26 protein-coding genes are annotated in these 24,631 nt (G+C 64.5%); 17 read left to right on the forward strand and 9 right to left on the reverse strand.

Annotated elements, in window-relative coordinates; translation table 11 throughout:
- Positions 1-39: 39 nt before the first annotated feature.
- The 3 genes from GA645_RS15475 to GA645_RS15485 all read left to right on the forward strand — a co-directional run bounded on the left by GA645_RS15475 (position 40) and on the right by GA645_RS15485 (position 3,503).
- The gene (locus GA645_RS15475) at positions 40-1,107 is read left to right on the forward strand and encodes a sugar phosphate isomerase/epimerase family protein (RefSeq protein WP_372239808.1); all 1,068 of its coding nucleotides are present in this window, start codon (positions 40-42) and stop codon (positions 1,105-1,107) included.
- A gap of 54 nt (positions 1,108-1,161) precedes the next feature.
- Positions 1,162-2,433 carry an MFS transporter gene (locus GA645_RS15480; protein ID WP_152223902.1) on the forward strand — a complete coding sequence of 424 codons (1,272 nt, stop codon included), beginning with the start codon at positions 1,162-1,164 and terminating at the stop codon, positions 2,431-2,433.
- Positions 2,434-2,657: 224 nt separating this feature from the next.
- Entirely contained in the window at positions 2,658-3,503 is an 846-nt protein-coding gene (locus GA645_RS15485) for a DMT family transporter (RefSeq protein WP_152223903.1), read from the forward strand.
- 11 nt (positions 3,504-3,514) lie between these two features.
- On the opposite strand, the gene GA645_RS15490 is transcribed toward GA645_RS15485, so the two are convergent.
- From GA645_RS15490 to GA645_RS15500, 3 genes are read right to left on the reverse strand one after another with little or no spacing between them, the layout of a single operon-like run.
- Positions 3,515-3,757: a DUF2790 domain-containing protein gene (locus GA645_RS15490; protein WP_152223904.1), complete on the reverse strand. Its 243-nt coding sequence runs from the start codon at positions 3,755-3,757 to the stop codon at positions 3,515-3,517.
- Positions 3,754-4,314, reverse strand: coding sequence for a cytochrome b (locus GA645_RS15495; RefSeq protein ID WP_152223905.1), 561 nt, complete (start codon positions 4,312-4,314; stop codon positions 3,754-3,756). The genes GA645_RS15490 and GA645_RS15495 overlap by 4 nt, the downstream gene beginning before the upstream one ends.
- Positions 4,314-5,351, reverse strand: a complete 1,038-nt coding sequence (locus GA645_RS15500; RefSeq protein WP_152223906.1) for a catalase family peroxidase — start codon at positions 5,349-5,351, stop codon at positions 4,314-4,316. The genes GA645_RS15495 and GA645_RS15500 overlap by 1 nt, the downstream gene beginning before the upstream one ends.
- Positions 5,352-5,511: 160 nt before the next feature.
- Here GA645_RS15500 and GA645_RS15505 point away from each other — a divergent pair, with 160 nt between their 5' ends.
- Both GA645_RS15505 and GA645_RS15510 read left to right on the forward strand, forming a co-directional pair.
- The gene (locus GA645_RS15505; RefSeq protein ID WP_152223907.1) at positions 5,512-6,021 is read left to right on the forward strand and encodes a sigma-70 family RNA polymerase sigma factor; all 510 of its coding nucleotides are present in this window, start codon (positions 5,512-5,514) and stop codon (positions 6,019-6,021) included.
- Complete coding sequence (locus GA645_RS15510; protein WP_152223908.1) at positions 6,018-6,764, forward strand: anti-sigma factor; 747 nt, start codon at positions 6,018-6,020, stop codon at positions 6,762-6,764. Before GA645_RS15505 ends, GA645_RS15510 begins: the two co-directional genes overlap by 4 nt.
- Before the next feature lie 203 nt (positions 6,765-6,967).
- On the opposite strand, the gene GA645_RS15515 is transcribed toward GA645_RS15510, so the two are convergent.
- Positions 6,968-7,960, reverse strand: a complete 993-nt coding sequence (locus tag GA645_RS15515) for an asparaginase (RefSeq protein WP_152223909.1) — start codon at positions 7,958-7,960, stop codon at positions 6,968-6,970.
- 103 nt (positions 7,961-8,063) lie between these two features.
- The gene (locus tag GA645_RS15520) at positions 8,064-9,506 is read right to left on the reverse strand and encodes a sodium:alanine symporter family protein (RefSeq protein ID WP_152223910.1); all 1,443 of its coding nucleotides are present in this window, start codon (positions 9,504-9,506) and stop codon (positions 8,064-8,066) included.
- A 168-nt stretch (positions 9,507-9,674) separates the two neighbouring features.
- On the opposite strand from GA645_RS15520, the gene GA645_RS15525 reads away from it, so the two are divergent.
- Positions 9,675-10,493 (forward strand): helix-turn-helix transcriptional regulator, encoded by an 819-nt coding sequence (locus GA645_RS15525; RefSeq protein ID WP_152223911.1) that lies wholly within the window; start codon positions 9,675-9,677, stop codon positions 10,491-10,493.
- A gap of 154 nt (positions 10,494-10,647) precedes the next feature.
- Here the strand turns inward: GA645_RS15525 and GA645_RS15530 are convergent, their stop codons facing one another.
- Together GA645_RS15530 and GA645_RS15540 are read right to left on the reverse strand one after the other, a co-directional pair.
- Positions 10,648-11,532, reverse strand: coding sequence for a DMT family transporter (locus tag GA645_RS15530; protein WP_152228124.1), 885 nt, complete (start codon positions 11,530-11,532; stop codon positions 10,648-10,650).
- A 606-nt stretch (positions 11,533-12,138) separates the two neighbouring features.
- Positions 12,139-13,356: a PilT/PilU family type 4a pilus ATPase gene (locus GA645_RS15540; protein WP_152223912.1), complete on the reverse strand. Its 1,218-nt coding sequence runs from the start codon at positions 13,354-13,356 to the stop codon at positions 12,139-12,141.
- 188 nt (positions 13,357-13,544) lie between these two features.
- Between GA645_RS15540 and GA645_RS15545 the strand changes: the two genes are divergently transcribed.
- The 5 genes from GA645_RS15545 (at position 13,545) to GA645_RS15565 (ending at position 17,855) form a co-directional block, all read left to right on the forward strand.
- Entirely contained in the window at positions 13,545-13,823 is a 279-nt protein-coding gene (locus GA645_RS15545; RefSeq protein WP_152223913.1) for a peptidylprolyl isomerase, read from the forward strand.
- 7 nt (positions 13,824-13,830) lie between these two features.
- The gene (locus tag GA645_RS15550; protein WP_152223914.1) at positions 13,831-14,196 is read left to right on the forward strand and encodes an MmcQ/YjbR family DNA-binding protein; all 366 of its coding nucleotides are present in this window, start codon (positions 13,831-13,833) and stop codon (positions 14,194-14,196) included.
- A complete protein-coding gene (locus GA645_RS15555; protein WP_152223915.1) occupies positions 14,193-14,747 on the forward strand; it encodes a putative glycolipid-binding domain-containing protein in 555 nt (184 codons plus the stop codon). Before GA645_RS15550 ends, GA645_RS15555 begins: the two co-directional genes overlap by 4 nt.
- Before the next feature lie 323 nt (positions 14,748-15,070).
- Positions 15,071-16,252: an MFS transporter gene (locus GA645_RS15560; RefSeq protein ID WP_152223916.1), complete on the forward strand. Its 1,182-nt coding sequence runs from the start codon at positions 15,071-15,073 to the stop codon at positions 16,250-16,252.
- 325 nt (positions 16,253-16,577) lie between these two features.
- Positions 16,578-17,855 (forward strand): OprD family porin, encoded by a 1,278-nt coding sequence (locus GA645_RS15565; RefSeq protein WP_152223917.1) that lies wholly within the window; start codon positions 16,578-16,580, stop codon positions 17,853-17,855.
- 226 nt (positions 17,856-18,081) lie between these two features.
- On the opposite strand, the gene GA645_RS15570 is transcribed toward GA645_RS15565, so the two are convergent.
- The gene (locus GA645_RS15570) at positions 18,082-19,032 is read right to left on the reverse strand and encodes a phospholipase D family protein (RefSeq protein ID WP_152223918.1); all 951 of its coding nucleotides are present in this window, start codon (positions 19,030-19,032) and stop codon (positions 18,082-18,084) included.
- A 269-nt stretch (positions 19,033-19,301) separates the two neighbouring features.
- Between GA645_RS15570 and GA645_RS15575 the strand changes: the two genes are divergently transcribed.
- Positions 19,302-20,009, forward strand: a complete 708-nt coding sequence (locus GA645_RS15575) for an FkbM family methyltransferase (RefSeq protein ID WP_152223919.1) — start codon at positions 19,302-19,304, stop codon at positions 20,007-20,009.
- A 485-nt stretch (positions 20,010-20,494) separates the two neighbouring features.
- On the opposite strand, the gene GA645_RS15580 is transcribed toward GA645_RS15575, so the two are convergent.
- The gene (locus GA645_RS15580) at positions 20,495-20,989 is read right to left on the reverse strand and encodes a hypothetical protein (protein ID WP_178119555.1); all 495 of its coding nucleotides are present in this window, start codon (positions 20,987-20,989) and stop codon (positions 20,495-20,497) included.
- A gap of 372 nt (positions 20,990-21,361) precedes the next feature.
- Between GA645_RS15580 and GA645_RS28840 the strand changes: the two genes are divergently transcribed.
- From GA645_RS28840 to GA645_RS15605, 5 genes are read left to right on the forward strand one after another with little or no spacing between them, the layout of a single operon-like run.
- Positions 21,362-21,499: a hypothetical protein gene (locus GA645_RS28840; RefSeq protein WP_178119556.1), complete on the forward strand. Its 138-nt coding sequence runs from the start codon at positions 21,362-21,364 to the stop codon at positions 21,497-21,499.
- Positions 21,496-21,804 carry a hypothetical protein gene (locus GA645_RS15590; protein ID WP_152223922.1) on the forward strand — a complete coding sequence of 103 codons (309 nt, stop codon included), beginning with the start codon at positions 21,496-21,498 and terminating at the stop codon, positions 21,802-21,804. The genes GA645_RS28840 and GA645_RS15590 overlap by 4 nt, the downstream gene beginning before the upstream one ends.
- 6 nt (positions 21,805-21,810) lie before the next feature.
- Complete coding sequence (locus tag GA645_RS15595; protein ID WP_256675930.1) at positions 21,811-22,164, forward strand: hypothetical protein; 354 nt, start codon at positions 21,811-21,813, stop codon at positions 22,162-22,164.
- Positions 22,161-22,925 (forward strand): site-specific integrase, encoded by a 765-nt coding sequence (locus GA645_RS15600; protein ID WP_256675931.1) that lies wholly within the window; start codon positions 22,161-22,163, stop codon positions 22,923-22,925. The genes GA645_RS15595 and GA645_RS15600 overlap by 4 nt, the downstream gene beginning before the upstream one ends.
- A 30-nt stretch (positions 22,926-22,955) precedes the next feature.
- A complete protein-coding gene (locus GA645_RS15605; protein ID WP_152223923.1) occupies positions 22,956-24,545 on the forward strand; it encodes an ABC-F family ATPase in 1,590 nt (529 codons plus the stop codon).
- Positions 24,546-24,631: the final 86 nt, after the last annotated feature.

A 24,631-nucleotide genomic window follows, 5' to 3' on the forward strand; every position in this document is an offset into this window, starting at 1 on the left:
GCACCGCCGGCCACCCCGGCGTCGCTATCAGGAATGACAATAATGAATGCTATCCAAGCCCGATTCGCCGACTTGCTGGCGCGTAACGCCGCGCCCGCAGATACGCCCCCTCCTCTGCTGACCCCCGATCTCGCCCGCCGCCTGCTCGACCGTCTCGACAGCCTGCGCCTGTTCGCTCACGGCTACCCGCTGCTGACCAACCTGACCCAGGGCCGGGTCACGCCCGGCGACATGCTCGACTTCGCCTACCGCCACGAGCTGGATGGCCTCTCCCTGCACCTGCTGGACGGCGAGCACAACAGCCTGTCGCAGATGACTCCCGAGCAACTGGCCGCCTTCGGTGAGAAGGCCCGCGCCCTGGGCCTGGCCCTGCACGTGGAGATCAGCAGCACCCGCCCCGAGGACGTCGACCAGGCGGTGGCCGTGGCCCTGGCCATCGGCAGTCGCAATATCCGCGTCTACTCGCGCTACGAGGGTCACCTGTCGCGGGTGATGGACCTGATCGAGCTGGACCTGCGGCGCCTGGCGCAACTGGCCGACCAGCACGACCTGAACTTCGACTTCGAGCAGCACGAGGAGCTCAAGAGCGACGAGATCGCCGCGCTGCTGCGCAAGGTCGGGCATCCGCGCCTGAACGCGCTGTTCGACTTCGGCAACATGATCAACGCCTGCGAGCGGCCGCTGCCGGCGCTGGCCCACCTCGCCCCCTTCATCCGCCAGGTGCATCTGAAGGGCGTGCGCGTGGTACCCGAGGCGAATGGCTTCGGCCATTACGGCGTGCTGCAGGGCAGCGCCGAAGATCAGTTGCCCGGCGCGCGGATGCTGCTGGAGCTGCTGCTCCTCGGCGATGCTGCCCCCCAGGTGGTGGCGTTCATCCTCGAGCAGGAGAACCACTACGTCGCCCCGGCCTTCCGCCAGAGCGACGAGGCCGCCGACCCCTTCATTCCCTACCGCGAGATGAGCGAAACGCCGCTGCCGCCGGGCTACAGCCTGGAACGCATGCTGGCCGACGAGCACCGCTGGGCGAACAACCAGGTGCGCCATATGCGTGGGCTGCTGAGCGAGTTCCGCCTGCTGGCCGAACTGACCCTGGCCGACGCCGCCTGATTCCGACGGCCGCTCAGGCGGCCAACCCTTATCCGTAAACGGTGGAGAACAACAATGACAGCACAGGCTAAAGCCAAGTGGCTCCGTTTCCTCGTCCTGGTCCTGGGCGGCGGCACCATCTACAAGCTCGCCAACCTCAAGGACGCCTTCTACATCCCCATGCAGGAACACATGGGGCTGACGCACACGCAGATCGGCACCCTGCTGAGCGTCAACGCCATCGTCGCCACCGCGCTGTTCGTGGTCGGCGGCTTCCTCGCCGACCGCTTCGAAACGCGCCGCCTGATCCCCGTCGGCCTGATCAGTATCGGTGGGCTGGGTCTGTACCTGGCGACCTTCCCTGGCTACAACCAGCTGCTGATCATCTTCAGCCTGCTGGCGATCTGCGCCGACTGCATCTTCTGGCCGTCGCTGCTCAAGGCAATCCGCAACCTCGGCAATGACGACGAGCAGAGCCGCATGTTCGGCTTCCTCGAAGGCGGACGCGGGGTGGTCGACACACTGGTGGCCTTCTCCGCCCTGGGCGTGTTCGTTGCCCTGGGCTCTGGTGCGGCCGGGCTGAAGGCAGCGATCCTGTTCTACTCGGGGATCGACATCGTGGTCGGCGCGCTCACCCTGTTCCTGCTGCGCGAAGCCCCCAAGGCCAACGGCGCCGCCGCTGCCAAGGCCGAACCCCAGGGCCTCTCCGGCCTGCTGGAAGCGGTGCGCACGCCGGGGATCTGGCTGGTCAGCCTGAACGTGTTCATGGTCTATATCGTCTACTGCGGCCTGACCTACTTCATCCCCTACCTGAAGGACATGTACCAGCTGCCGGTGGCCCTGGTCGGTGCCTACGGCATCATCAACCAGTATTTCCTCAAGGTGCTGGGCGGCCCGCTGGGTGGCTACGTCGCCGACAAGCGCCTGAAGAGCCCGAGCCGTTACCTGAAGTGGGCGTTCGTCGCGCTGCTGCCGCTGATGCTGGTGATCCTCAGCATCCCCCACGGCGAGAGCTACATCTACGCTGGCATGGCCGCCACCCTGTCCTTCGCCCTTGTGGTGTTCACGATGCGCGGGGTGTTCTGGGCGCCGATGAGCGAAGTGGGCATCCCCTCGCGCATCACCGGCTCGGCCTTCGGTATCGGCTGCCTGATCGGCTACGCGCCAGGCATGTTCGCCTACATCATCTACGGCTCGCTGCTCGACCATTATCCGGGTGAACAGGGCTACACCTACGTGTTCAGCCTGATGAGCATCCTGGCGGTGGTGGGCGTGGTGGTTTCCGGCCTGCTGCAGCGGATGGTGAACAAGCGTGCGGCCGCTCCGGTGGCGGAGGCGCTGGCTTAATCTCGAAGTAGCGGACTGCCAGCCACCTCCGGGTGGCTGGTGGTTTTTCCGCCGGCAACAAAAATCGTCCCAACGGCCGGGCTGCATACGACCTTCCTCCACATCCCCTCACCCGCTGTTTCATGGCACTCTGCACGGCACCGAAGAACAATAATCGGGGCCGCCACCAGCACAACTCAGCCGGCCCCGGCGCACGCGACGCGACTCCGCGAGCCAGGACGCCCATGCCTCAACCCCGCTATCTGCTGCTGACGTTGCTCGCCATGCTGGCCTTCGCCGGCAATTCCCTGCTGTGCCGCCTCGCCTTGCGCGAGACAAGTATCGACGCCGCCAGTTTCACCGGGCTGCGCCTGGTTTCCGGGGCGATCACCCTCGCCATTCTGCTGCGCCTGCGCGACGGCGGCTGGCGCCCGGGTGGCGACTGGCGCAGTGCCTGTGCGCTGTTCGTCTATGCCGCGGCCTTTTCCCTGGCCTATGTGCAGATGAGTGCGGCCAGCGGAGCGCTGCTGTTGTTCGGCGCGGTGCAGGTGGGAATGCTGGTGGCGGGCTACCTGAACGGCGAGCGGCTGCACGGCTGGCAGTTGCCGGGGCTGGCCCTGGCGCTGGGCGGCATCGTCGTGCTGCTGTTGCCAGGAGCCAGTGCGCCGCCGGTGGGCAGTGCGGCGCTGATGATCCTCGCCGGCCTCGCCTGGGCGCTCTACAGCCTGCGCGGTCGACGGGGCGGCGATCCGCTGGCGGCCACCACCGGCAACTTCCTGCGCAGCGTGCCACTGGCCGTCGCGATGAGCCTGGCGCTGTCGATGAAACTCGACCTCGACCTGCACGGGTCGATCTACGCGGTGCTCTCCGGCGCACTGGCATCGGGCGTCGGCTATGCCATCTGGTACAGCGCATTGACGGGCCTGGGCGCGCTCCAGGCCGCGTCGGTACAACTCAGCGTGCCGGCGTTCACGGCGCTCGGCGGCGCGCTGCTGCTGGGCGAACACCTGACCCTGCGCCTGGGTCTGTCGACCCTGGCGGTGCTGGGCGGCATTGCGCTCATCCTTGCCGGCAAGCGCAAGGCTGCCTGAACGGCAACGACTCAGTTCTCGTTGGCGCAGAACAGCCCCCACACCGGGTAGCGCAGGCGATGCAGCTGCCCGGCGCTGTCTTCGTAGACCATTTCCACTTCACGAATGCCGCAGAAGCTCAGGTCCGCCGGCTGCACCACGCGCTTGATGTCGAGTGTCTGGCCGAAGTGGTAGTCCTGCGCGGGCGGGACATCCTGTGCGGCAAGCGCCGCGCAGGTGAAGGTGAAGCAACCCAGTGCGATCAGTGTTCTCATGGCCGTTCTCCGGTCGGGTCGGGAGGCATGGGCGCGCCGGTCATGCTGGGCAGGACTGCATCGCGGCGGATGAGTCCGTGGAACAGCGCGGCGGCGAGGTGCAGGAGGATGGTGAGCAGCAGGGCGTAGGCGATCACGCTGTGGGCGCCGCGCAGAATCGTGTGCAATTGCACCGAAGGCGAGACCAGCGCGGGCAGTTCGAAGCCGCCCCAGAGCACCACCGGGTAGCCGCCGGCGGACTGCATGGTCCAGCCGACCAGGGGCTGGACCAGCAACAGGCCGTAGAGCAGCAAGTGCGAAAGGTGCGCGGCGCTGCGTTGCCAGCCGGGCATGTCGCCGGGCAGCGGCGGGACGCTATGGGTAAGGCGCACGACGATGCGCAGCAGCACGAGCACCAGCAGCGCGGCACCGAGCGGTTTGTGGATGGCCACCAGCGCGGCGTGACGCGGGGAGACGCTGGCGACCATGCCCAGGCCGATCAGCAGCATGGCCAGCACCAGGGGCGCCATCAGCCAGTGGAGCACGCGCAGGGAGAGCGGGAAGTAGGTTGGCTTCATCAGTTGTTCTCCTGGGCCTGCTCACGGGTGCGGCGATTGAAGGATTCCGAGTAGGCGGCCGAGCGGGCGCTGAGCAGCGGGTCGTCGGAGGCGCGAATGCCGTCGGGGAGGATCAGCGGGTCGTAGTTGATGTCGCGGCAGTCGCCGCCGATTTCCGGTTGCAGGCGTTCGATCACCAGCTCACCGGCGTCCACCTGCCGGCGCTCCTTCGGCCAGGCCTGGGTAGCATCGGCGGTGCTGTCGCCGGGTTCACCGAGGGTGAGTTGCAAGCGCCAGCGCAGCGGACCGGCAGCGAGGCGCTGGGTCAGCTCCGCGTTGAGGAAGTTGGCCTCGCCGCGCTTGTCCGCCGCCAGCGGTTCGTAGGGCGCGACGGGCTGCACGGACCAGCGCACCGGGTGCTCGCGACCGTCCCGGTCCACCAGGTAGAAGGCATTGAGGCCGTAGTAGGCGCTATTGGCGTAGCTGGAGGACGGTGTGGAGGATTTCGCCCAGTCACGGAAGGCCTGGGTTTCCGGATGGGCCTTGAAGAAGGCGCCGGCCTTTTCCGGGTCAGGCTTGCCGGTGCCGGGTTGCGGGGCCGTTGCCTTCTGCAGGTCGTAGAAGCTGGCGACATCGCGTACCACGAAGACCGGCATGGCATTCATGCCGGTGCGCCATTCCTGGCCGTCCTTCGGCAGGAAGCGCAGCGCGAGACTGCGGATCGGCGCGGCGCCGTCACTGGCCGCCGGGTTGCCACCGGGAATAGCCAGGCGCCCCACCACGGGCACGTTGCCCGGCGCGAAGACGCTGGCTCGCGACAGTGCGGCGGCACCGCCGTTGCTCTCGAAATGACCGATCACGCACAGGCCCTTGGCGTGGTTGCGCCGGTAGCCGGGGTGGACGCCGCCGTTGGCTTCCAGGGTGTCGATCACCTTGGCCGGGGTGAGTCGCTGGGGGTCGAGCCAACCGGCCGTGTAGGCGAAGACGGCGGCCACGCCGAGCACCACGGCGCCGATGGCGGCCAGGCGCAGGGCTGCGTTGGGCGGAGTTTCTGTCATTTCCAGCTCCTCAGGCTTAGGCTGAATGCGTTGAGCCGGTACGACGCACCGCAGAACGGGTTATTCCCGAGGCCCGCGCAAAATATTTTTTCGCCCGGGCGGGAATAGATCGCCAGGGCGTTCGTCCTTACCGCTCGAATCCACCCATGCCGACGTTGCGATGCACTCACTGGACGATCACTCACTTCGCGAACTGCTGCCCCGACTGCGGCGCTTCGCGCTCTCGCTGACCCGCAGCGCGAGCAGCGCCGACGACCTGGTCCAGGCCACCCTGGAAAAGGCGCTGTCGGCCTGGACCGGCCGGCGCGCGGACGGCGACCTGCGCGCCTGGCTGTTCTCGATCCTCTACCGCCACTTCATCGACGGGCAGCGCCGCGCAAGGCGCTACGCGCGCCTGCTCAGCCTGTTCGGCGCGGACAGCGCGGTAAGCGCCTCGCCTGAGGACATCGTCAGCGCCCGCTCGACCCTGGAAGCCTTCGAGCGCCTGCCCGCCGAGCAGCGGGCGCTATTGGCGTTGGTCAGCGTCGAGGGCTTGAGCTACCGCGAGGTGGCACAGGCCCTGGATATTCCCCTGGGCACCGTCATGTCCCGCCTGTCGCGCGCGCGCCAGGCATTGCGCGCACTGAGCGAAGGACAGGCGGCGACTCCCACATTGCGGGTACTGAAATGAACGAATGCATTCCCGACGAGCATGATCTGCACGCCTACCTCGATGACCAGCTCGACCCGGCGCGCCGCCAATGGGTGGAAGCCTGGCTCGCGAGCCATGCGGAGGACGCCCGGCGCGTGGAAGGTTGGCGGCAGGATGCCCAGCAGCTGCGTGCGGCCTATGCCGGCCAGGGGCGTGGAAGGCTGCCCGAGCAGCTCGATCCGACGCGGATTCGCCGAAACCTGCTGCAGCGGCGGCGCTCGCGGCTGGCAACCGCGGCGGCCGTGCTGATCGCGCTGGGCGTTGGCGGGATGGGCGGCTGGCAAATGCGCAGCGACAGCCTGGCGCGCAGCTCGGTGCCGATGCAGGACGCGGTGCAGGCTTACCGGCTGTTCGCCGATGTCGGTCAGAACGGCCTCGACCTGCACGACGGCGGCGACCTGCGCAATTGGCTGGCCCATTACCTGAAGGACGCCCCGCCGCCGCCGGCACTGGATCGGGTCGGACTGAAGACCGTCGGCGCGCGCCTGCTCGCCACCGAACAGGGCGCGGCGGCGCTGGTGATCTACGAGGACGGCCAGGGCCGCCGCCTGACCTTCTTCATCCGTCCACCGGGCCCGCGCCACGAAATGCTGCCGCAGGGGCAGCGCACCGACGGCGAGCTGCTGACGCGCTACTGGAGCCAGGGCGGGTACAACTATGCGGTGGTGAGCCGCAGTGATGATCCGCGCGCGGGGGTTGTGGGGGAGATGGTGGGGTTTTAGCGCGGCCTGACCGGACAGGGGCGGACGTTGTCCGCCCATCGCGGGCATGGCCCGCTCCTACATTGTTTCTGGGTCCCCGCGTTCGCGGGGAAGACGATTGCGGAGCGCGGTGCACGACATCGTCACTCCCGCGAACGCGGGAGCCCAAAAGACAGTTGCTCCTACAGGTTCGTGCGTCCCCGGGAGTGGAGGCGCGCCACGGATCAGCCGTAGACGCGCTCGCCGCACAGGTCGAGGGTGAACAGACGCTCCACCTCGGATGGAGCCAAGCCACTGCCCAGCAGGCTGAACAGCTTGCCCAGCGCAGCCTCGCGGGTCATGCCGCCACCGGAAACCAGCCCCGCATCACGCAAGCGACTGCCAGCGGCATAGATATCGAAAGCCACATGCCCCTGCGGGCACTGACTGATCGCCGCCAGCACTACGCCACGGGCATGGGCCTCGCGCAGCGCGGCCAGCAGCTCCTCGTTGTCCGAAGGGCCGGTACCGCTGCCGTAGCACTCCAGCAGCAGCGCCTGCACGCCGCTGCCCAGCAGCGCGCGCAAGTGTTCGGCGCGCAGGCCGGGGAACAGCGGCAGCACGGCGAGATTCACGCTTTGGCGCGGGTGGCGGTAATCCAGTGCAGCGGGAAGCGATTCGGCACGCTCGCCGTGGCGTTCGCGCGGCAGTACGGCGAAGGCGTCGAAGGCCTCGCTGCGCAGCTTGGTGACGCGGGCGCCGTGCATCAGCTCGCCGTTGAAGTACAGCCAGACACCCTCCGGCACGCCGGCCTGCAGGGTCGCCAGCGCACCATGGAGATTGCCGCAGGCATCGCTGCCGGGCGCGTCCATGGGCTGCATGGAGCCAGTCAGCACGACGGGCACGTCCAGGCCGAGCAACAGGAAGGACAACGCAGCCGCGCTATAGGCCAGGGTGTCGGTGCCATGCAGCACCAGCACGCCGTCATGGCGGCCCTGCTCCACCGCCGAGACAATCGCGTCGCGCATGGCCAGCCAGTTGGTCTGGGTCATGTTGGCACTGTCGAGCAGCGGCTGCAGTTCAGCGAAGCGCCAGGCAAGGCTGATCGCGTCCCGGCCCTTCAGCTGCTCACGCATCCGCGCCTCGAAGCCGCCGGCCGGCGCCAGGCCTTCGGCGGTCTGCAGCATGCCGATGGTGCCACCGGTATAGAGGACGAAAAGGTTCTTCACGCAACGCATGCCAGTGCCCTTGCAGGAAAAATCTGAGGATAAACCGCAAGGCCGGGAGAAGTCCCGGCCTTGCGTATCAGACCTTGGTCCGAGGATCAGGGTCGGATGGCTTTCAGCCCTGGGCCGGCAGGCTGCCGTGGGCCGGAGCGGTGGCGTTGACCTTGTGGGCGTCGCGCCAGGCATCGTGGTCGATGTCCAGGTCGGCGAACTTGCTGGCGTCGAACACCGGACGCTCGATGCCGGCGGCGCGCTGCTCGTCGTAGTCGCGCATCACGCGCAGGCCGGTCTTGATCAGCATCGCCAGGGCCACCAGGTTGACGAAGGCCAGGCAGGTCATGGTGATGTCGGCGAAGGCGAACACGGTGCCCAGGTTCTGCATCGAGCCCCAGAGGATCAGGCCCAGCACCAGTACGCGGAAGGCGATCAGCGCGGTGCGGCTACGGCCGACGATGAACTGCAGGGCGTTCTCGCCGAGGTAGTAGTTGTAGGTGATGCAGGTGAACACGAACAGCGACAGCGCGACGCTGACGAAAATGCGGCCCCAGTCACCGACCACGGCGGCCAGCGAGTTCTGGGTCAGGGTGATGCCGTCGCCTTCGAAGCCGGGGGTGTAGAAGCCCGAAAGCAGGATCAGCAGCGCGGTGCAGGTGCAGATGACGAAGGTGTCGAGGAACACGCTGAACGCCTGGACCACGCCCTGGGACGCCGGGTGACGCACGGCGGCGACGGCGGCCACGTTCGGCGCACTGCCCAGGCCCGCTTCGTTGGCGAACACGCCACGCTTCACGCCCATCACGATGGCGCTGCCCAGCAGGCCGGCGAAGGCCGGCTCAAGGCCGAATGCGCTCTTCACGATGGTGGTCAGCATGTCCGGCACCAGCTCGATCTGGGTGACGATCACGTACAGGGTCACGGCGATGTAGGCGAGGGTCTTGACCGGCACCAGCAGGTCGGACACGGCCGCGATGCGCTGGATGCCGCCGAAGAACACGATGGCCAGCAGCACGGCCAGGCCGATGCCGGAGTACAGCACCGGGATGTGGAAGGCGTTCTGCAGCGAGTGGGTCACGGTGAAGGCTTGCAGGCCGTTGAAGGCGAAGCCGTAGGTGACCAGCAGCAGGACCGCGAAGGTCATGGCCATCCAGCGCAGCTTCAGGCCGTGCTGGATGTAGTAGGCCGGGCCGCCACGGTACAAGCCGTCGCCGTCGCTGCGCTTGTAGACCTGGGCCAGGGTGCATTCGAAGAAGCTGCTGGACATGCCCACCAGCGCGGTGACCCACATCCAGAACACGGCACCCGGACCACCCAGGGTCACGGCGATGCCGACACCGGCGATGTTACCGGCGCCCACGCGGCCGGCGAGCGACAGCATCAGGGCCTGGAAGGAGCTCAGTTGGCCAGCCTGGCCGCGGATCGATTCCTTGAACACACCGAACATGTGGCCGAAATGGCGGAACTGGACGAAGCGGGAGCGAATGGTGAAATACGCGCCGAGTCCGACGATGAGGACGATGAGGACTTTCCCGGAGAGGAAATCGTTGATCGCGTCGAGCATGTGTTGGGGCCTCGATTGTTATTGTGGGAGCACGGACCTGGGGCTGGCCCGCTCACTGGGGGCGCATGGTTGCGCTCGAAGCCTGTCGAAACAATTTCGCGGCTTGTTCCGAGTTGATGCTACCTGACGCTATAATTGCGCCAGTCGCATCAGCCTGAACTAAGCCCCATGTCCGAAAACCTCGGCCCCAACCTGAAGCTCCTGTGCAGCCACTACCGCTCTATCTCGGAGGTTTGCCGGAAGCTCGCGATCAACCGCGCGCAGTTCAACAAGTACCTCGGCGGGCAGAGCCAGCCCACCGCGTACAACCTCAAGAGAATTGGGGATTTCTTCGGCGTCGAGGATTACGAGCTGCAATTGCCGCCCGAACAGTTCGCCCGCCTGATCGGTGCGCGCGGCACGTCCCAGGCCAACATCCAGCGCGGCGATCCTCTGCTGGAAATGCTCCGCCCGCTGCGCGACCACGCGGGCAACCTGTCGCGCTACTGCGGCTACTACTTCGAATACTCCAACTGCATGTCGGTGCCCGGCTCGATCCTGCTGTCGCTGGTGCACCTGTACGAGGAGGACGGCAATTTCCTCTTCGAGCGCCAGGAACGCCAGGAGCGCTCCAGCAGCACCGACGTGCAGGCCGAGGACTGGGTCCGCTGCCGCTACCTGGGTGCGGCCTTCCAGCTGCAGGACCGGGTGTTCCTGATGGACTACGAGTCGCTCACGGTCAACGAGATGAGCCAGACCATCCTCATCCCCAGTTTCAAGAGCCGCATCAACCGCCTGAACGGGCTGAAGACGGGGGTCTCCAGCGGCGACCGCCGCACCCCGGCGTGCACCCGCGTGGTATGGGAATACCTGGGGCCGGAGATCAACCGGATCAGCGCCTACCGCCAGGTCAAGCTGTACCAGCCGGATGATCCGCGCATCGATGACGACGTGCGCCAGCGGTTGTCGGTGGGGCCGATCCGGCATGGGTTGTTCGAGATCGAGTAGCGCCGGCTTTTTGTAGGAGCGGGCCATGCCCGCGAATGCCCGAGCGCAGGAACGTCGCAGGCGGCGGGTAAGGCTGGCAATGGAGAGCTTTCGTAGGAGAGGACCTTGTCCGCGATCGCGGGCATGGCCCGCTCCTACAGGGCTTGTGCCCGCCCTACCCCTTGCGGCTCTGCAGCCAGGCCGCCGCCAGCCCGCTGCCGCAGATCACGGCAATCCCCAGCAGCGCCGAAGGCTCCGGCGCGTGACCGAAGACCACCAGGCCCAGCAACCCGGCGAAGATGATCTGGCAGTAGCTGAACGGCGCCAGCAGCGCCGGCGCGGCATGGCGGAAGGCTTGGGTCAGGGCCAGGTGCGCGGTCATCCCGCAGGTGCCCAGCGCCAGCATCAGCAACGCGTGCCCCGGACTTGGCCACTGCCAGAAGAACGGCACCAGGGCGCTGACGATCAGGGTATTGAACAGCCCAGCGAAGAAGTTGCTGGTGGTGGCGCTGTCCACCCGGCTGAGATGGCGCGTCAGCAGCTGGTAGCAGCTGAAGCACAAGGCCGAACAGAACGGCAGCAACACCGCCGGGGTGAACAGCGCGCCACCGGGGTGGACGATGATCAGCACGCCGATGAAGCCGACGACCACCGCCGCCCACTGGCCCCGGCTGACCCGCTCACCCAGCAGCGGTACGGACAACGCGGTTACCAGCAGCGGCGAGAGGAAGTTCACCGAGGTCGCCTCGGCCAGCGGGATGTACTGCAGCCCCGTGGTGAAGAAGAAACTGGTGCCCAGCAGGCACAGCGCCCGCGCGGCCTGCAACAGCGGATGACGGGTACGCAATACGCCCAGGCCCGAACGCGGCAGGAAGATGCCGGCCATCAGCAGCGTATGCACCACGTAGCGCGCCCAGACCACCATGACGATCGGGTAGATGCCGGCCAGGTACTTGGAGAGCGCGTCATGGCTGGAGAACAGGAAGGTGGCCAGGACGATGAGCAGGATGCCCTTCAGCGGCTGGTGGGCGCCGGACAACGGCGATTGCGGGGTACTCATCGGCTTGGGCGTGTGGCTGGTGGAAACGGGCACGACAGACTACCCAAGAAGTACGCCGGAAGCACCCACGACCTCGCCCCTCACCCACCGCGCCGTGCTGGCGTAGGGCCTATGACGCTCCGAGTTATACGCAGACTTTCGTGGTACCAGGGGTGCCGAGTCAGATCACAAAGCTGGCAATCAGGCGGGGTAAATAGGCGGAATCGGGAATCCCATCGCGGACGGAGTCCGCTCCTGCAAGATCAAAGGCCCCTCACCCTGACCCTCTGGGAGACGACGGCATGGATGCAGGAGGTAGAGCGACGCAGGATGCCAAAGCTGAGGCTGGGGTGAGGGGAAGCGCAGGCAGGGATTAACCCGGTAGACGACAGTTGCTCCTACGAGAGCAACGCGTGCCTCGTTACCTGTAGGAGCGGACTCCGTCCGCGATGCCTTTGCACTTCGCAGGGTGTGCTTTTCATACGGAATCAAGGTGCAGCGTTATCCGCCTGGACGGGTACCGTTTCGCCCTACGCCATCCTGCGAACCTTTCAAAGACCGTTGTCCCCGCACAGGGCACAAAAGAAAGCCCCGGCATGCCGGGGCTCTTCATCGACGGAGCGCGACCTATTGCCCGGCCTGCTTGCTCTCCGCGTCCTCGGCCTCGATCTCTTCCAGTGCCAGCTCCAACCCCCAGCTGGAGGCTTCCGTCACCGGAGCCGCCGCAGCAACGGACGCCGGCGCGGGGGCGGCAGCTGCCGCGGAGTTGGTCACCATGGCCGGGTTGTCCTTGTAGAGCTTGAGTTTCAGACGCAGGTTGTTCGCCGAGTCGGCGTTCTTCACCGCTTCGTCTTCACTGATCGCCCCTTCCACCGCCAGGTCGAACAGCGCCTGGTCGAAGGTCTGCATGCCCAGGGCGCGGGACTTGTCCATGATTTCCTTGATCGAGCTGAAGTCACCGCGCTTGATGATGTCGCTGATGGTCGCCGTGCCCAGCAGCACTTCCACCGCGGCGCGACGCTTGCCGTCCTGGGTGCGTACCAGGCGCTGGGAAACGAAGGCCTTGAGGTTGTTGCCCAGGTCGTTGAGCAGTTGCGGCCGGCGCTCCTCGGGGAAGAAGTTGATGATGCGGTCCAGCGCCTGGTTGGCGTTGTTGGCGTGCAAGGTGGAGATCGCCAGGTGGCCGGTGTCGGCGAAGGCCAGGGCGTGCTCCATGGTCTCGCGGTCGCGGATCTCGCCGATCAGGATCACATCCGGCGCCTGGCGCAGGGTGTTCTTCAGCGCGGCATGGAAGCTGCGGGTGTCCACGCCCACTTCGCGCTGGTTGATGATCGACTTGCGGTGCCGGTGCACGTACTCGATCGGGTCTTCGATGGTGATGATGTGGCCGCCGCTGTTGCGGTTGCGGTGGTCGATCAGCGCCGCCAGGGAAGTGGACTTGCCCGAGCCGGTACCGCCGACGAAGAGCACCAGGCCGCGCTTCTCCATGACGACCTTGAGCAGCACTTCCGGCAACTTCAGGTCTTCGAACAGCGGAATGTCCAGCTTGATGTTACGCGCCACGATGGACACTTCGTTGCGCTGCTTGAACAGGTTGATACGGAAACGGCCCACGCCCTGCACCGAAATGGCCAGGTTCATCTCCAGTTCGCGCTCAAAATCGGCACGCTGCTCCTCATCCATCAGGCCGTAGCCGATGCGCGCCACGTCACCGCTCTTGAGCGGTTCGTTGGACAGCGGCTTGAGGACCCCGTTGAACTTGGCACAGGGCGGCGCGCCGGTGGAAAGGTAGAGGTCGGAACCATCCTGGGTGGCCAGGATCTTCAGCATCGACTGGATATCCATAAGAACTGCATCCGTTCGCAAGGAGAGGTGAGGGGCGTCGTCCGATTCAACGACGCCTTCGGTATCGGAATTTTCCTTCGACTCTAGGCAGCGGCCAAGTAAGGCACAATGCCACCCCCTGAAAAATGCGACGTACGTCACCGCTCCCGTACAATGCCCATCCCGCCTGACTTTCCGAGGTAATACCTATGCCCGTCGCCATGGCCCGCCATATCCTGGTCAAGACCGCCGCCGAAGCCGAGCAGATCAAGCAGCGCCTGGCCCGTGGCGAGGATTTCGCCGCGCTGGCGCGCAAGCACTCCACCTGCGCCTCCGGCAAGCGCGGCGGCGACCTGGGGGAAGTCCGCCCGGGGCAGATGGTGCGCAGCATTGACCAGGTGATTTTCAAGAAACCCGTCGGCGTAGTGCACGGTCCGGTGAAGAGCCAGTTCGGCTACCATCTGGTCGAAGTCTATTTCCGCGACTGAGCCCGGTATGACCCCACAACAGATCGCCCGTTTCTGCCTGCAACTGCCCGGCGCCCGCGAGGACATCAAGTGGGGCAGCAACCGCGTGTTCTCGGTGGCGGGCAACAAGATGTTCGCCATCCTCGACTTTCTCGACGAAGGTGCCGGCGGCCTGGCCTTCAAGGTCGGCCCGGAGCTGTTCCTGGGCTATGTGGACCGCCCCGGCATCCGCCCGGCCCCCTATCTGGCGCGGGCCTTCTGGGTCGCCATGCAGCGCCCCTACCCCATGGGCGAGGCTGAACTGCGCGAGGCCCTGACCCGCTCGCACCAACTGGTGGTGGCCCGCCTGCCCAAGCGGCAACGCCTGGGCCTGCTGCTGGACGACGTACTATGAAGACCTTGAGCTGGGAAGGTCTCTGGCACTCGCCGAACGCCAGCTGGGAGTCGCTGCAACTGGGCGACGGCAATGCGCAAAGCCAACTGCGCGCCATCGACGAAGGCGGCGGCCCGTCCTATCAGCTGGACTATGAACTCAAGTGGGATGACCACTGGCGGCTGCGCGAGGCGCGCTTTGCCGTCGAGAGCAGCCGTGGCGTGCGTCAGCTTCACCTGCTGACCGATGGCGAAGGCCACTGGCGCACGGCCGAAGGCGAAACGCTGGGCGAGCTGGAGGGTTGTCTGGATATCGACATCTGGCCCACGCCCTTCACCAATACCTTCCCGATCCGCCGTCTGAATCTGGAAGACGGCCAGCGCGTGGAACTGGCCGTGGTCTACCTGGAAGCCCCGAAGCTGAAGCCGGTGCGCATGCGCCAGGGCTATACGCGGGTGGATGCGCGGCATTACCTCTACGAAAACCTCGAAGGCACGAATTTCCAGGCACTGCTGACCGTAGACGATGACGGGCTGGTGCTCGATTACCCGACGCTGTTCCGACGGACCTGAGGCCAATCGGCGTATAACGCGGGGCTTTATACGCCCTACGCTCGGCCCACCACCTACCTCTTCGTCCTACGAGAGCCTCTTCGACCGGTTTGCACGACACATCCGGCGCATTCCCTGTAGGAGCGAGCTTGCTCGCGAACAATGCCCCGCTGCGGAGCCAGGTTCGCGAGCAAGGACTGGGCGTCCCCCTCGGTCCTATAAAAACAGCCTCCGGAAAGAACGGCACTCATACATCCTCAAGGTAGTTCGTTAGCTTTCTTTCCTACACGCCTGGGCGGGTCCATCATGTCTTACCCACCCGCCGTTCCGATCCAAAGCTGCACATGCCCGCCGAATCCCGCTCCAGCGCCGCCACCACCCTGCAGGTGGTTTCCGTCGTCCTCTTCACCTTCCTTGCCTACCTGACCATCGGCATTCCGCTGGCGGTGCTGCCCGGCTACGTGCACACCGACCTGGGCTTCGGCTCGGTGCTGGCCGGTCTGGTGATCAGCATCCAGTACCTCGCCACCCTCCTCACCCGCCCCTATGCCGGGCGGGTGATCGACACTCTCGGCCCCAAGCGCGCGGTGCTCTACGGCATGGCCGGCTGCGCCGGCAGCGGTGCGCTGATGCTCGCCTCCTGGGCAACCCAAGGCGTGCCCTGGCTCAGCCTGGCGATTCTGATGCTGGCGCGACTGGTACTGGGCACCTCGGAAAGCCTGGTGGGCAGTGCGTCTATCAGTTGGGGTATCGACCGGGTCGGCGCGCCGCACACCGCCAAGGTGATTTCCTGGAACGGTATCGCCAGCTACGGCGCGCTGGCGGTCGGCGCGCCGCTCGGGGTGCTGATGGTCCAGCACCTGGGCCTGGCCAGCATGGGCCTGAGCATCATCCTGCTGGCGGCCCTGGGCTTCGCGCTGGCCTGGCCGAAGCGTCCGGCGGCACTGGTGCACGGCGAGCGGATGCCCTTCCACCATGTTCTCGGCCGCGTGCTTCCCCACGGTATGGGATTGGCCCTGGGCGGCATCGGCTTCGGCACCATCGCCACCTTCATCACGCTGTATTACGGCAGCCGCGGCTGGACCGACGCGGTGTATTGCCTGACGGCCTTCGGCGGCTGCTTTATCGGTGCGCGCCTGCTGTTCGCCCAGGCGATCAACCGACACGGCGGCTTCCGCGTCGCCATCGTCTGCCTGTCAGTGGAAAGCCTCGGCCTGACGCTCCTTTGGCTGGCACCCTCCCCCTGGCTGGCACTGGCCGGCGCGGCGCTGAGCGGATTCGGCTTCTCCCTGGTGTTCCCAGCCCTGGGCGTAGAAGCCGTCGGCCTGGTGCCTGCCTCCAACCGTGGCGCTGCACTGGGCGCCTATTCGCTGTTCATCGACGTGTCACTGGGCATCACCGGCCCATTGGTGGGGGCCATCGCCGGGGTCTTCGGCTTCGGCTCGATCTTCCTCTTCGCCGCGCTGGCGGCACTCAGCGGACTCGCACTCAGCCTGGTGCTGTACCAGCGCTCGTTCCGTCATTGAGCCTGGCGCCAAGGGCGCACAGCACTCGCTGAACCCGTCGGGGGCGCGCACGCGCAGCCCGACTGGCCGAGCCCGGACAGGCGGGGTATCACCCATGCCGGGGAAAATGCTCCTGCCTGAGGACCAGCAGCAAGGTCAACCTTGGTCGTATCAAGTCCGAAAAGTTTCGACCCCCTGCTATCATCGCGCCGCTGCGGCCTGCAAGAGGCCGACTACAACCAAAAGAACCAGCCAGAACAAGACGCCACTTCCCTGGTGACACACACCGGGGCGGGACGCCTTTTTCGTCTTGTCGGCACTGCACCATTAGCACAAGGGATACACCATGCTGCACCACCGCATCAGCCTGCTCGCGCTGGGCATTCTCGCGTCCACCGCGGCCCTGGCCGACGACCAGTCCACCGCCAAGGGCTTCGTCGAGGACGGTCACCTCGACCTGTTCTTCCGCAATGGCTACATGTACCGCGACTACAAGCACGGCCGTGACGACAAGTCCGAATGGGGCCAGGCCGCCACCGCGACCTTCACCTCCGGCTTCACCCAGGGCACCGTTGGCTTCGGCACCGATGTCTTCGGCATGTACGCCCTCAACCTGGACAAGAACGGCCAGCGCGCTGGCGCTCCGGGCATCGACTTCTTCAAGGTCGACGGCGACGGCAACCCGGCCAGCGACCTCGCCCGCGCCGGCGGCGCGGTGAAAGCCCGCGTCTCCAACACCGTGATCAAGTACGGCGACCAGATGCCGGCCCTGCCGGTACTCAGCTACGACAACTCCCGCCTGCTGCCGGAAACCTTCTCCGGCACCCTGGTCACCTCCAAGGAGATCGAAGGCCTGGAGCTGAACGTCGGCCGCTTCACCTCGGAAGTCCGCAAGAGTGCGGAAGGCCATGACAGCGGCGGCCTGAAGCGCATCGACGTCTACGGCGGCAGCTACAAGTTCACCAACAACTTCAGCGGCGCCCTGTACGCCCAGGACAACGAAGACGTTGCCCGTAAGCAGTACATGAACCTGAACTATGTCATCCCGATGGCGGATCGCGAGTCGGTGACCTTCGATTTCAACGGCTACAAGACCAAGCTGAACAAGGACTGGGCCGACGAGTTCAACAGCGGCAACCGCGACAACACCATCTGGAGCCTGGCGGCGACGTACAACATTGGCGTACACACCTTCATGGTCGCCCACCAGCGCAACAACGGCGATACCGGCTACCTGTACGGCGGCTACCAGAGCGGCGACTACATCGGCGACGGCGGTACCACCATCTGGCTGGCCAACTCCTACTGGTCCGACTTCAACGGCGAGGACGAACGTTCCTGGCAAGGCAGCTACAGCCTGGACTTCTCCGAGTACGGCGTGCCCGGCCTGAGCTACACCGTGGCCTACGTCTACGGCGACAACATCAAGACCGCCGACACCAGCAACGGCAAAGAGCGCGAAATCTTCAACCAGCTGAAGTACGTGGTACCCAGCGGCCCGGCCAAGGACCTGTCGGTCAAGCTGCGCGGCTCCTGGCTGCGCGTGTCCAACGACGCCCGCGCCTACAACGACGACGGCAACGAAGTCCGCGTATTCGTCGAGTACCCGATCAGCATCTTCTGATGCATTGACCGACGCTTGATGTGCAATGCCCCGTGGCAGCGATGCCACGGGGCGTTTTTCATTCCAGGCCGCGACGGCTGCGTAAACGCGACGGGCTCAGGGGCGTCAGTGACAGACGCGGGATAAGCAGGCACAGCAGCAGGATCAGCATGCCGGCCACGAAGAAGCCCAGGCGCCTGCCGCAGGGCCAAGGCCCGCAGCAGCGCCAACCGATGAACGGCGGGACTCAGCGCACCACGCTGTTGATGTCGTGGCGGTTGAGCGAGGTACGCATTTCCTCGTACCACTCCGGAATCGATTCCTTCAGGCGGTCCTTCGCCTCTTCCAGCTTGAACGGCTGGGTGTAGCGCTTCTTGCGGTACGAGTAGATGTAGTAGGTGCCGTTGCGGTAGAGGATGCGGTCGAAGGTGTAGAAGCCGATGTGCGTGCCGTTGCAGCGCGCAGTCAGCACCATGTCGCCCTCTTCGTAGGGCAGCACGCCCTCGGCGCATTCGTAGGTGAAGAACTCGCGCACGTCGTCCCAGTCCACGCCATCACTGCTGGCCCGCAGGAAAGCCTCGGCCTTTTCCTCGGAATCATCGGAATGATCGCTGTACCAGATGAACAGCGGGATACTCTGGTTGGTCTCGTCACCCAACCAGCTCTCGCCGTCCAGGTACTGCGCACCGCGCGCCAGGCTCGCCTGCATGCGGCGATGGCTCTGGCGGTACTCCTCCAGCGCCTCGTCAAAGGCCGGGTTGTCCTCGCCGAGCATCACCCCATCGATCGCCTTGATCGCAGCCACGCGTGCCTGGTAGTCGGCGTACAGCGCGGCATCCTGGATGACGGTGCAGGTGTCACGGGTCAGGCTCAGGCCAATCTCGGTGAAGTTGGCGCTGCCAAGGATCACAACGTCCGGTTCGACCAGGATCAGCTTCCAGTGCACGCTGTTCTGCGCGCGGAAGTCCACGTGCAGGGTCACGTTCGCGTCGGTGTCGCGCACGCAGAAATCGATGAACTCCGGCGACGAGAAGGAGTTGATGGTGCCGACCAGCAGATCGACCTTGTTGCCGTTCTCCACCAGGGTCTCGACCAGCGACTCGGTTTCACTGGCGGAGGCCGAGACAATGGTGATCAGCTTATCGCTGACCTGCTCCAGGTACTGCCTGAGCGAATTTTGCGCGTTTAAGATTTTCATACAGCCCCCACCGGAATTCTGAACACCCGAATTCTGAGGCAGGACAATGGGGGGTTTCAACTCTCACGCCGCTGACGCATGCAGGGAAAGGCCCTTCACCGACAAAATGAGGCCACTAGCGCCTCGGAGATCCCCCCGACTACCACAACCTATCCAACGACCGCAACCTCCAACCGAAGGGCCGGCGCCATTGTATTTACTCTGAAATAGAACTGACCTATTGTCAGAAGCTTCTTACAAGAAGTACCTGCCAGCCGAAGGAACGTGCTATGCATCTTGACGAGCTTAAGAATGCTGTGCTGCATCGTTGGAATCTACAACAGATCCATGACGTCGACTTCAACGGTCTTCCCCTGCTCCAACGCAGCCCAAGAACGATACTGGACATCGGTGCCAACCTGGGACAAAGCATTGTCTCCCTTCGCGTCCTCTTCCCGGATGCAGTGATTCACTCGTTCGAAGCCAACCCTCTGCTACTGCCCAGCCTCACTGAAGTGTCACAAGCCCTTCCTGGCACCAATTCAGTTCATGGCTTTGGCTTGAGCAACATAGAAGGGACGTTCGAACTGAACGTGCCGTACTCCGGCGAGACGCCCTATCTAGAAGAGTCATCCATCAAGATCGATTACTACGAACTCCCTTGGGTAAAGGAGAAATTCGAAGAGCGCGGCGGACTTTCGAAGCTCGAGAAAATTGAATGTCGCATCAGAAAAGGAGACCTGTTGCAGCTCTCACCAGACATCATCAAGGTGGACGTGGAAGGTGCAGAGGCGCTGGTACTGGAAGGCCTTCGCGAGACGATCCACAAGTATCACCCCACCATTCTCGTGGAAAACTCGGACTGGGCGAATGTCACGCAGCTTCTGAATTCACTGGGCTACCTACCGAGGAAATACGATCCGACGACGGCATCCATAGTTCCCATGGACGGCCCCACCACCAATACCTTCTATATCCACGAAACATCGCTCGCTTAGAGCCGCGGCTGCAATTTCAACCGAGTAGTGGCGACGCATCGGTAGCGCGCCACACTCTCCAACCTGTACACCGGGCCAGTCATGGCTGGGCCGAAACGGCTCGCTGGTTCAGCTAGGAAAGCGACACGTTGTACATCGCCGCGACGTTAGCGAAGCGCCCTACCAGTTGCCGGACATCTGCCTCTGCGACCGCCCTCCGGGGCTTGCCGCGCGCGAGGATGGACGTCTTCAGCGACGTCTCCCAAAGCGCTCTCTTCTTTGCTCGACCCTGGTCGTCGCCCTCGATGATCCAAGGGGCGACGACCAGCAGAAGCCGACAACCTGTCAACCGCACCGTGGGTGATGCCGTCCCAACACAACACTCAACAACTGACTGCGCTGCCTCTACGGCGACCGGGGATCAGTTCGAGTGAATGAAGGCCTGCAAACGCGATGGCGACCCTTAGGTATTCAGGGTGACCGGAGCTGCTGGCCGAGCGCGATTACTAACCCGCATTTCGCCGCGCAATATTCGCTGCTCGCGCCCGCTCCAACATCTCGACTTGCCTGCGAGCTTCCCCACGCTTTCGGGAGCGGGACACAAACGAGAGGATTAACAACAAGACTGCGGCCCCATAGGAAATGAATATCTGCATCAGAATGCACACAACCAATTCATCTCGGCCAAGCCGCTGACCACGTGTCATCAACAACGTCGGCACAACGGTGAGGCAGATAAAGGACAACAGCATCACGCTGAAGCGCTTCATCCAAGCGGTGGCAACAAGCATCAGCAAGGCTGGGATTAGCGCAAACACCGCCACATAGAACAGAAAGTTAGAAAGGTACTCAAGAGTGACCGGCTCTCGGTTCGATATGGGCAAAAGCGTAGCGTTGAACAGGAACGCAATTGCTATCAGCAGCAAATTGCTTGGTGCGCCGAGCTTCGGCACGGATTCCCTTCTCCTATTTGGCTCGTGGCATTCAAGCACGAACTTCATCTAATAGCTTCTCCGTTTCCCCCCATCTTCGCCCAACCCCGGCCGGGCTCTTTCCCCCATCTTCGGGAGCAATCACCTCCGCTCCCGCCGGCATCCAGCGGAGCGATCGACTGCTGCCGAATGCCGACACCGCCATTTGGCTTTCCGAATCCCGCTGGCGCGCTCACTTCCGCAGCGCCCAGGCGGCCTACGACCCGCGCGGCGATCCCTTGCGGGATGGCTCTGACCCCGAACCCGAAGAGCTCGACGAGCCCGAGGAGCAACCCCATGTGAAGCCGAGCGAACAGGGCCCTGCAGCTGATCAAGCAAGAGATCGAGCGGCTGTCGTGGTCGCGGCTCCCTAACGACAAGATGGCCGTCGGGATGATCCAGATGGCCTACGCCCAGGGCGACATCACCAACCAGCAGGAGCTGAACCTCCCCCAGGAGGCGGCCGACACCATTCACTGGCGCCACGCCGAGCTGCGCGAGACCCACATCAAGGCATGCATTGAAGGAACCGCAACATGACTACCCACCCCGTTGCTTCGATCGTTGACGACCAGGTCGCCGGCCTGATCATGCCGGCTGGAGCCAACATTGCCGCCGTACTCGGCCTGCCGCGCGAGACGCTGGTGGTAAATCTGCGGCGCCGTATGGCGCTAACCATCAAGCGGGACAGCAAGAACCTGGGGTGGGCCGTGAACGCCAAGCGTACAGCCACTCTCATCGGCGCCCTGCACACCTGCGCCTTCTTATTGTTCCTGATCATCGGCCCCGCCACCGCCGACCACATCACCGGCGAGCAACCCACGACGGCATTCGCCGCGAAGTGAGTCCACATGCAATCGGTCACCACGGTGCGCGCCTCATCCTGGGGCGCACTGTTCGACTGTGCCTTCAAGTGGGAAGGCATCCACCTCCGCAATATCCGCAGCCGTTCGGAGCCACGCGCTCTGCTCGGCACCGGGATCCATGCCAGCACGGCCACCTTCGACGCGGCACGGGTGAACCGCGAGCCGATCAGCGCCTATGACGCCTCCGAACTGCTGGCGCACACACTGCTTCAGCCGGAATTCGATGTGGACTGGCGCGGCTCCGACATCACTATGCGCGATGCCGAGTCCATCGGCCTCGCGCTGCACACGAAGTACTGCAACGACATCAGCCCCCCACTACGACTTCGTGGCCGTTGATCAAGCTCGCCAGCATCACAGCCGCCGCAATGAAAGAAGGCCTGACGACGAAGGACCCTGCGACGTCGATTGAGGAGCCTGGCCGCTCCAAAGAGCTGGCCGATCCCTTCAACCGGGAAGAGCCCGAGCGCGTCATCGCCCACCTCTACGAGAACCTTGGCAGGTACTCGCGCATCTACGCGGCGCTCTATGAGTTCCTGTTCTTCACCGGCATGCGGCCTGGCGAAGCCTTCGCTCTGCGTTGGGATGAGGTGGACGAGGAAGCCCGGCGCGCGCACGTGTGCCGAATCGTCGTCGATCGCGGCATCGAGGAGCGGGTCAAGACCAGGCACGAGCGGGACGTGCTCCTCAACGAACGGGCCCTGGGAGCGCTGAAAGAGGCCCGGCGGATCGCAAAATTGAAGGAGATGTCGTCGGTTTCTGAGTACTCCACGAGCCCATTCGTCTTTCCTCCAAGCAAGGGTGGGCTGTGGATCAAGGAGCCAAGTGTTACCATTAAGCACTTTCACGCCGCTCTTGATGTCCTTGGCATCCGCAGACGCCGGCAATACGACGCCCGACATACCTACGCAACCATGTGCCTAATGGCCGGGATGAATCCAGCATTCATCGCGGGACAGCTCGGCCATAGCGTTCAAATGTTGCTCTCGACCTACGCCAAATGGCTGAGTTCTACCTCCGATTGGAGCGAGCTCGAAAAGCTACCGACCAGAATCAAAAATGGTACGGAATTGGTACAGGAAGCAGAGGTAGGCAATTAAACACCTCTGGAAAGCCCGCAGGATAAGGTCTTGATCTCTACCGCTAACATCACCATGCAGTTCGGCGCCAAGCCGCTGTTCGAAAACGTTTCCGTCAAATTCGGCAACGGCAACCGCTATGGCCTGATCGGCGCCAACGGTTGCGGTAAGTCCACCTTCATGAAGATCCTCGGCGGTGAGCTGGAGCCGTCGGGCGGCCAGGTGATGCTGGAAAACGGTGTGCGCCTGGGCAAGCTGCGCCAGGATCAGTTCGCCTATGAAGACTTCACCGTGATCGACACCGTGATCATGGGCCACGAGGAGCTGTGGAAGGTCAAGGCCGAGCGCGATCGCATCTACTCCCTGCCGGAGATGAGCGAGGAAGACGGCATGGCCGTGGCCGAGCTGGAAGTCCAGTTCGCCGAGTTCGACGGCTACACCGCCGAATCCCGCGCCGGTGAGCTGCTGCTGGGCCTGGGCATTCCGCTGGAACAGCACTTCGGCCCGATGAGCGCCGTCGCTCCGGGCTGGAAGCTGCGCGTGCTGCTGGCCCAGGCGCTGTTCTCCGATCCGGATCTGCTGCTGCTCGACGAACCGACCAACCACCTGGACATCAACACCATCCGCTGGCTGGAAAACATCATCACGGCGCGTAACAGCACCATGATCATCATTTCCCACGACCGTCACTTCCTGAACAGCGTCTGCACCCACATGGCCGACCTGGACTACGGCGAGCTGCGCCTGTTCCCGGGCAACTACGACGAGTACATGACCGCGGCCGAGCAGGCCCGCGAGCGCCTGCTGTCGGACAACGCCAAGAAGAAAGCCCAGATCGCCGAGCTGCAGACCTTCGTCAGCCGCTTCTCGGCCAACGCCTCCAAGGCCAAGCAGGCCACCAGCCGTGCGCGCCAGATCGACAAGATCCAGCTGGAAGAGGTCAAGCCGTCCAGCCGCGTCAGCCCGTTCATCCGTTTCGAGCAGCACAAGAAGCTGCACCGCCAGGCGGTGACCCTGGAGAAGGTCAGCCAGGGCTTCGACGGCACCTCGCTGTTCAAGAACCTGAGCATGCAGGTGGAAGCCGGCGAACGCATCGCCATCATCGGCCCCAACGGTATCGGCAAGACCACCCTGCTGCGCACCCTGGTCGGCGAGATGGCGCCCACCGCCGGTGAAGTGAAGTGGACCGACAGCGCGGACGTGGGCTACTTCGCCCAGGACCACGCCGAGGACTTCGAGGACGACTACAACCTGTTCGACTGGATGGCCCAGTGGACCCAGGGCGGCGAGCAACTGGTGCGCGGCACCCTCGGCCGCATGCTGTTCTCCAACGACGAGATCAAGAAGTCGGTGAAGGTGATCTCCGGTGGCGAACAGGGCCGCATGCTGTTTGGCAAGCTGATCCTCAAGCGCCCCAACGTGCTGGTGATGGACGAGCCGACCAACCACCTGGACATGGAGTCCATCGAGTCGCTCAACCTGGCGCTGGAGAACTACCCGGGCACCCTGATCTTCGTCAGCCACGACCGTGAGTTCGTGTCCTCCCTGGCCACCCGCATCATCGAGCTGTCGGAAACCGGCGTGACCGATTTCAGCGGCACCTATGATGACTACCTGCGCAGCCAGGGCGTGATCGTCTGACGCTTCGCCGTTCATGAAAAAGCCCCGCCGATGCGGGGCTTTTTTCTGTGCGCTTTTCGCGGGCGCGGACTTTGTCCGCGATCGCG

Source organism: Pseudomonas sp. SCB32 (assembly GCF_009189165.1).
Lineage (GTDB): Bacteria > Pseudomonadota > Gammaproteobacteria > Pseudomonadales > Pseudomonadaceae > Pseudomonas.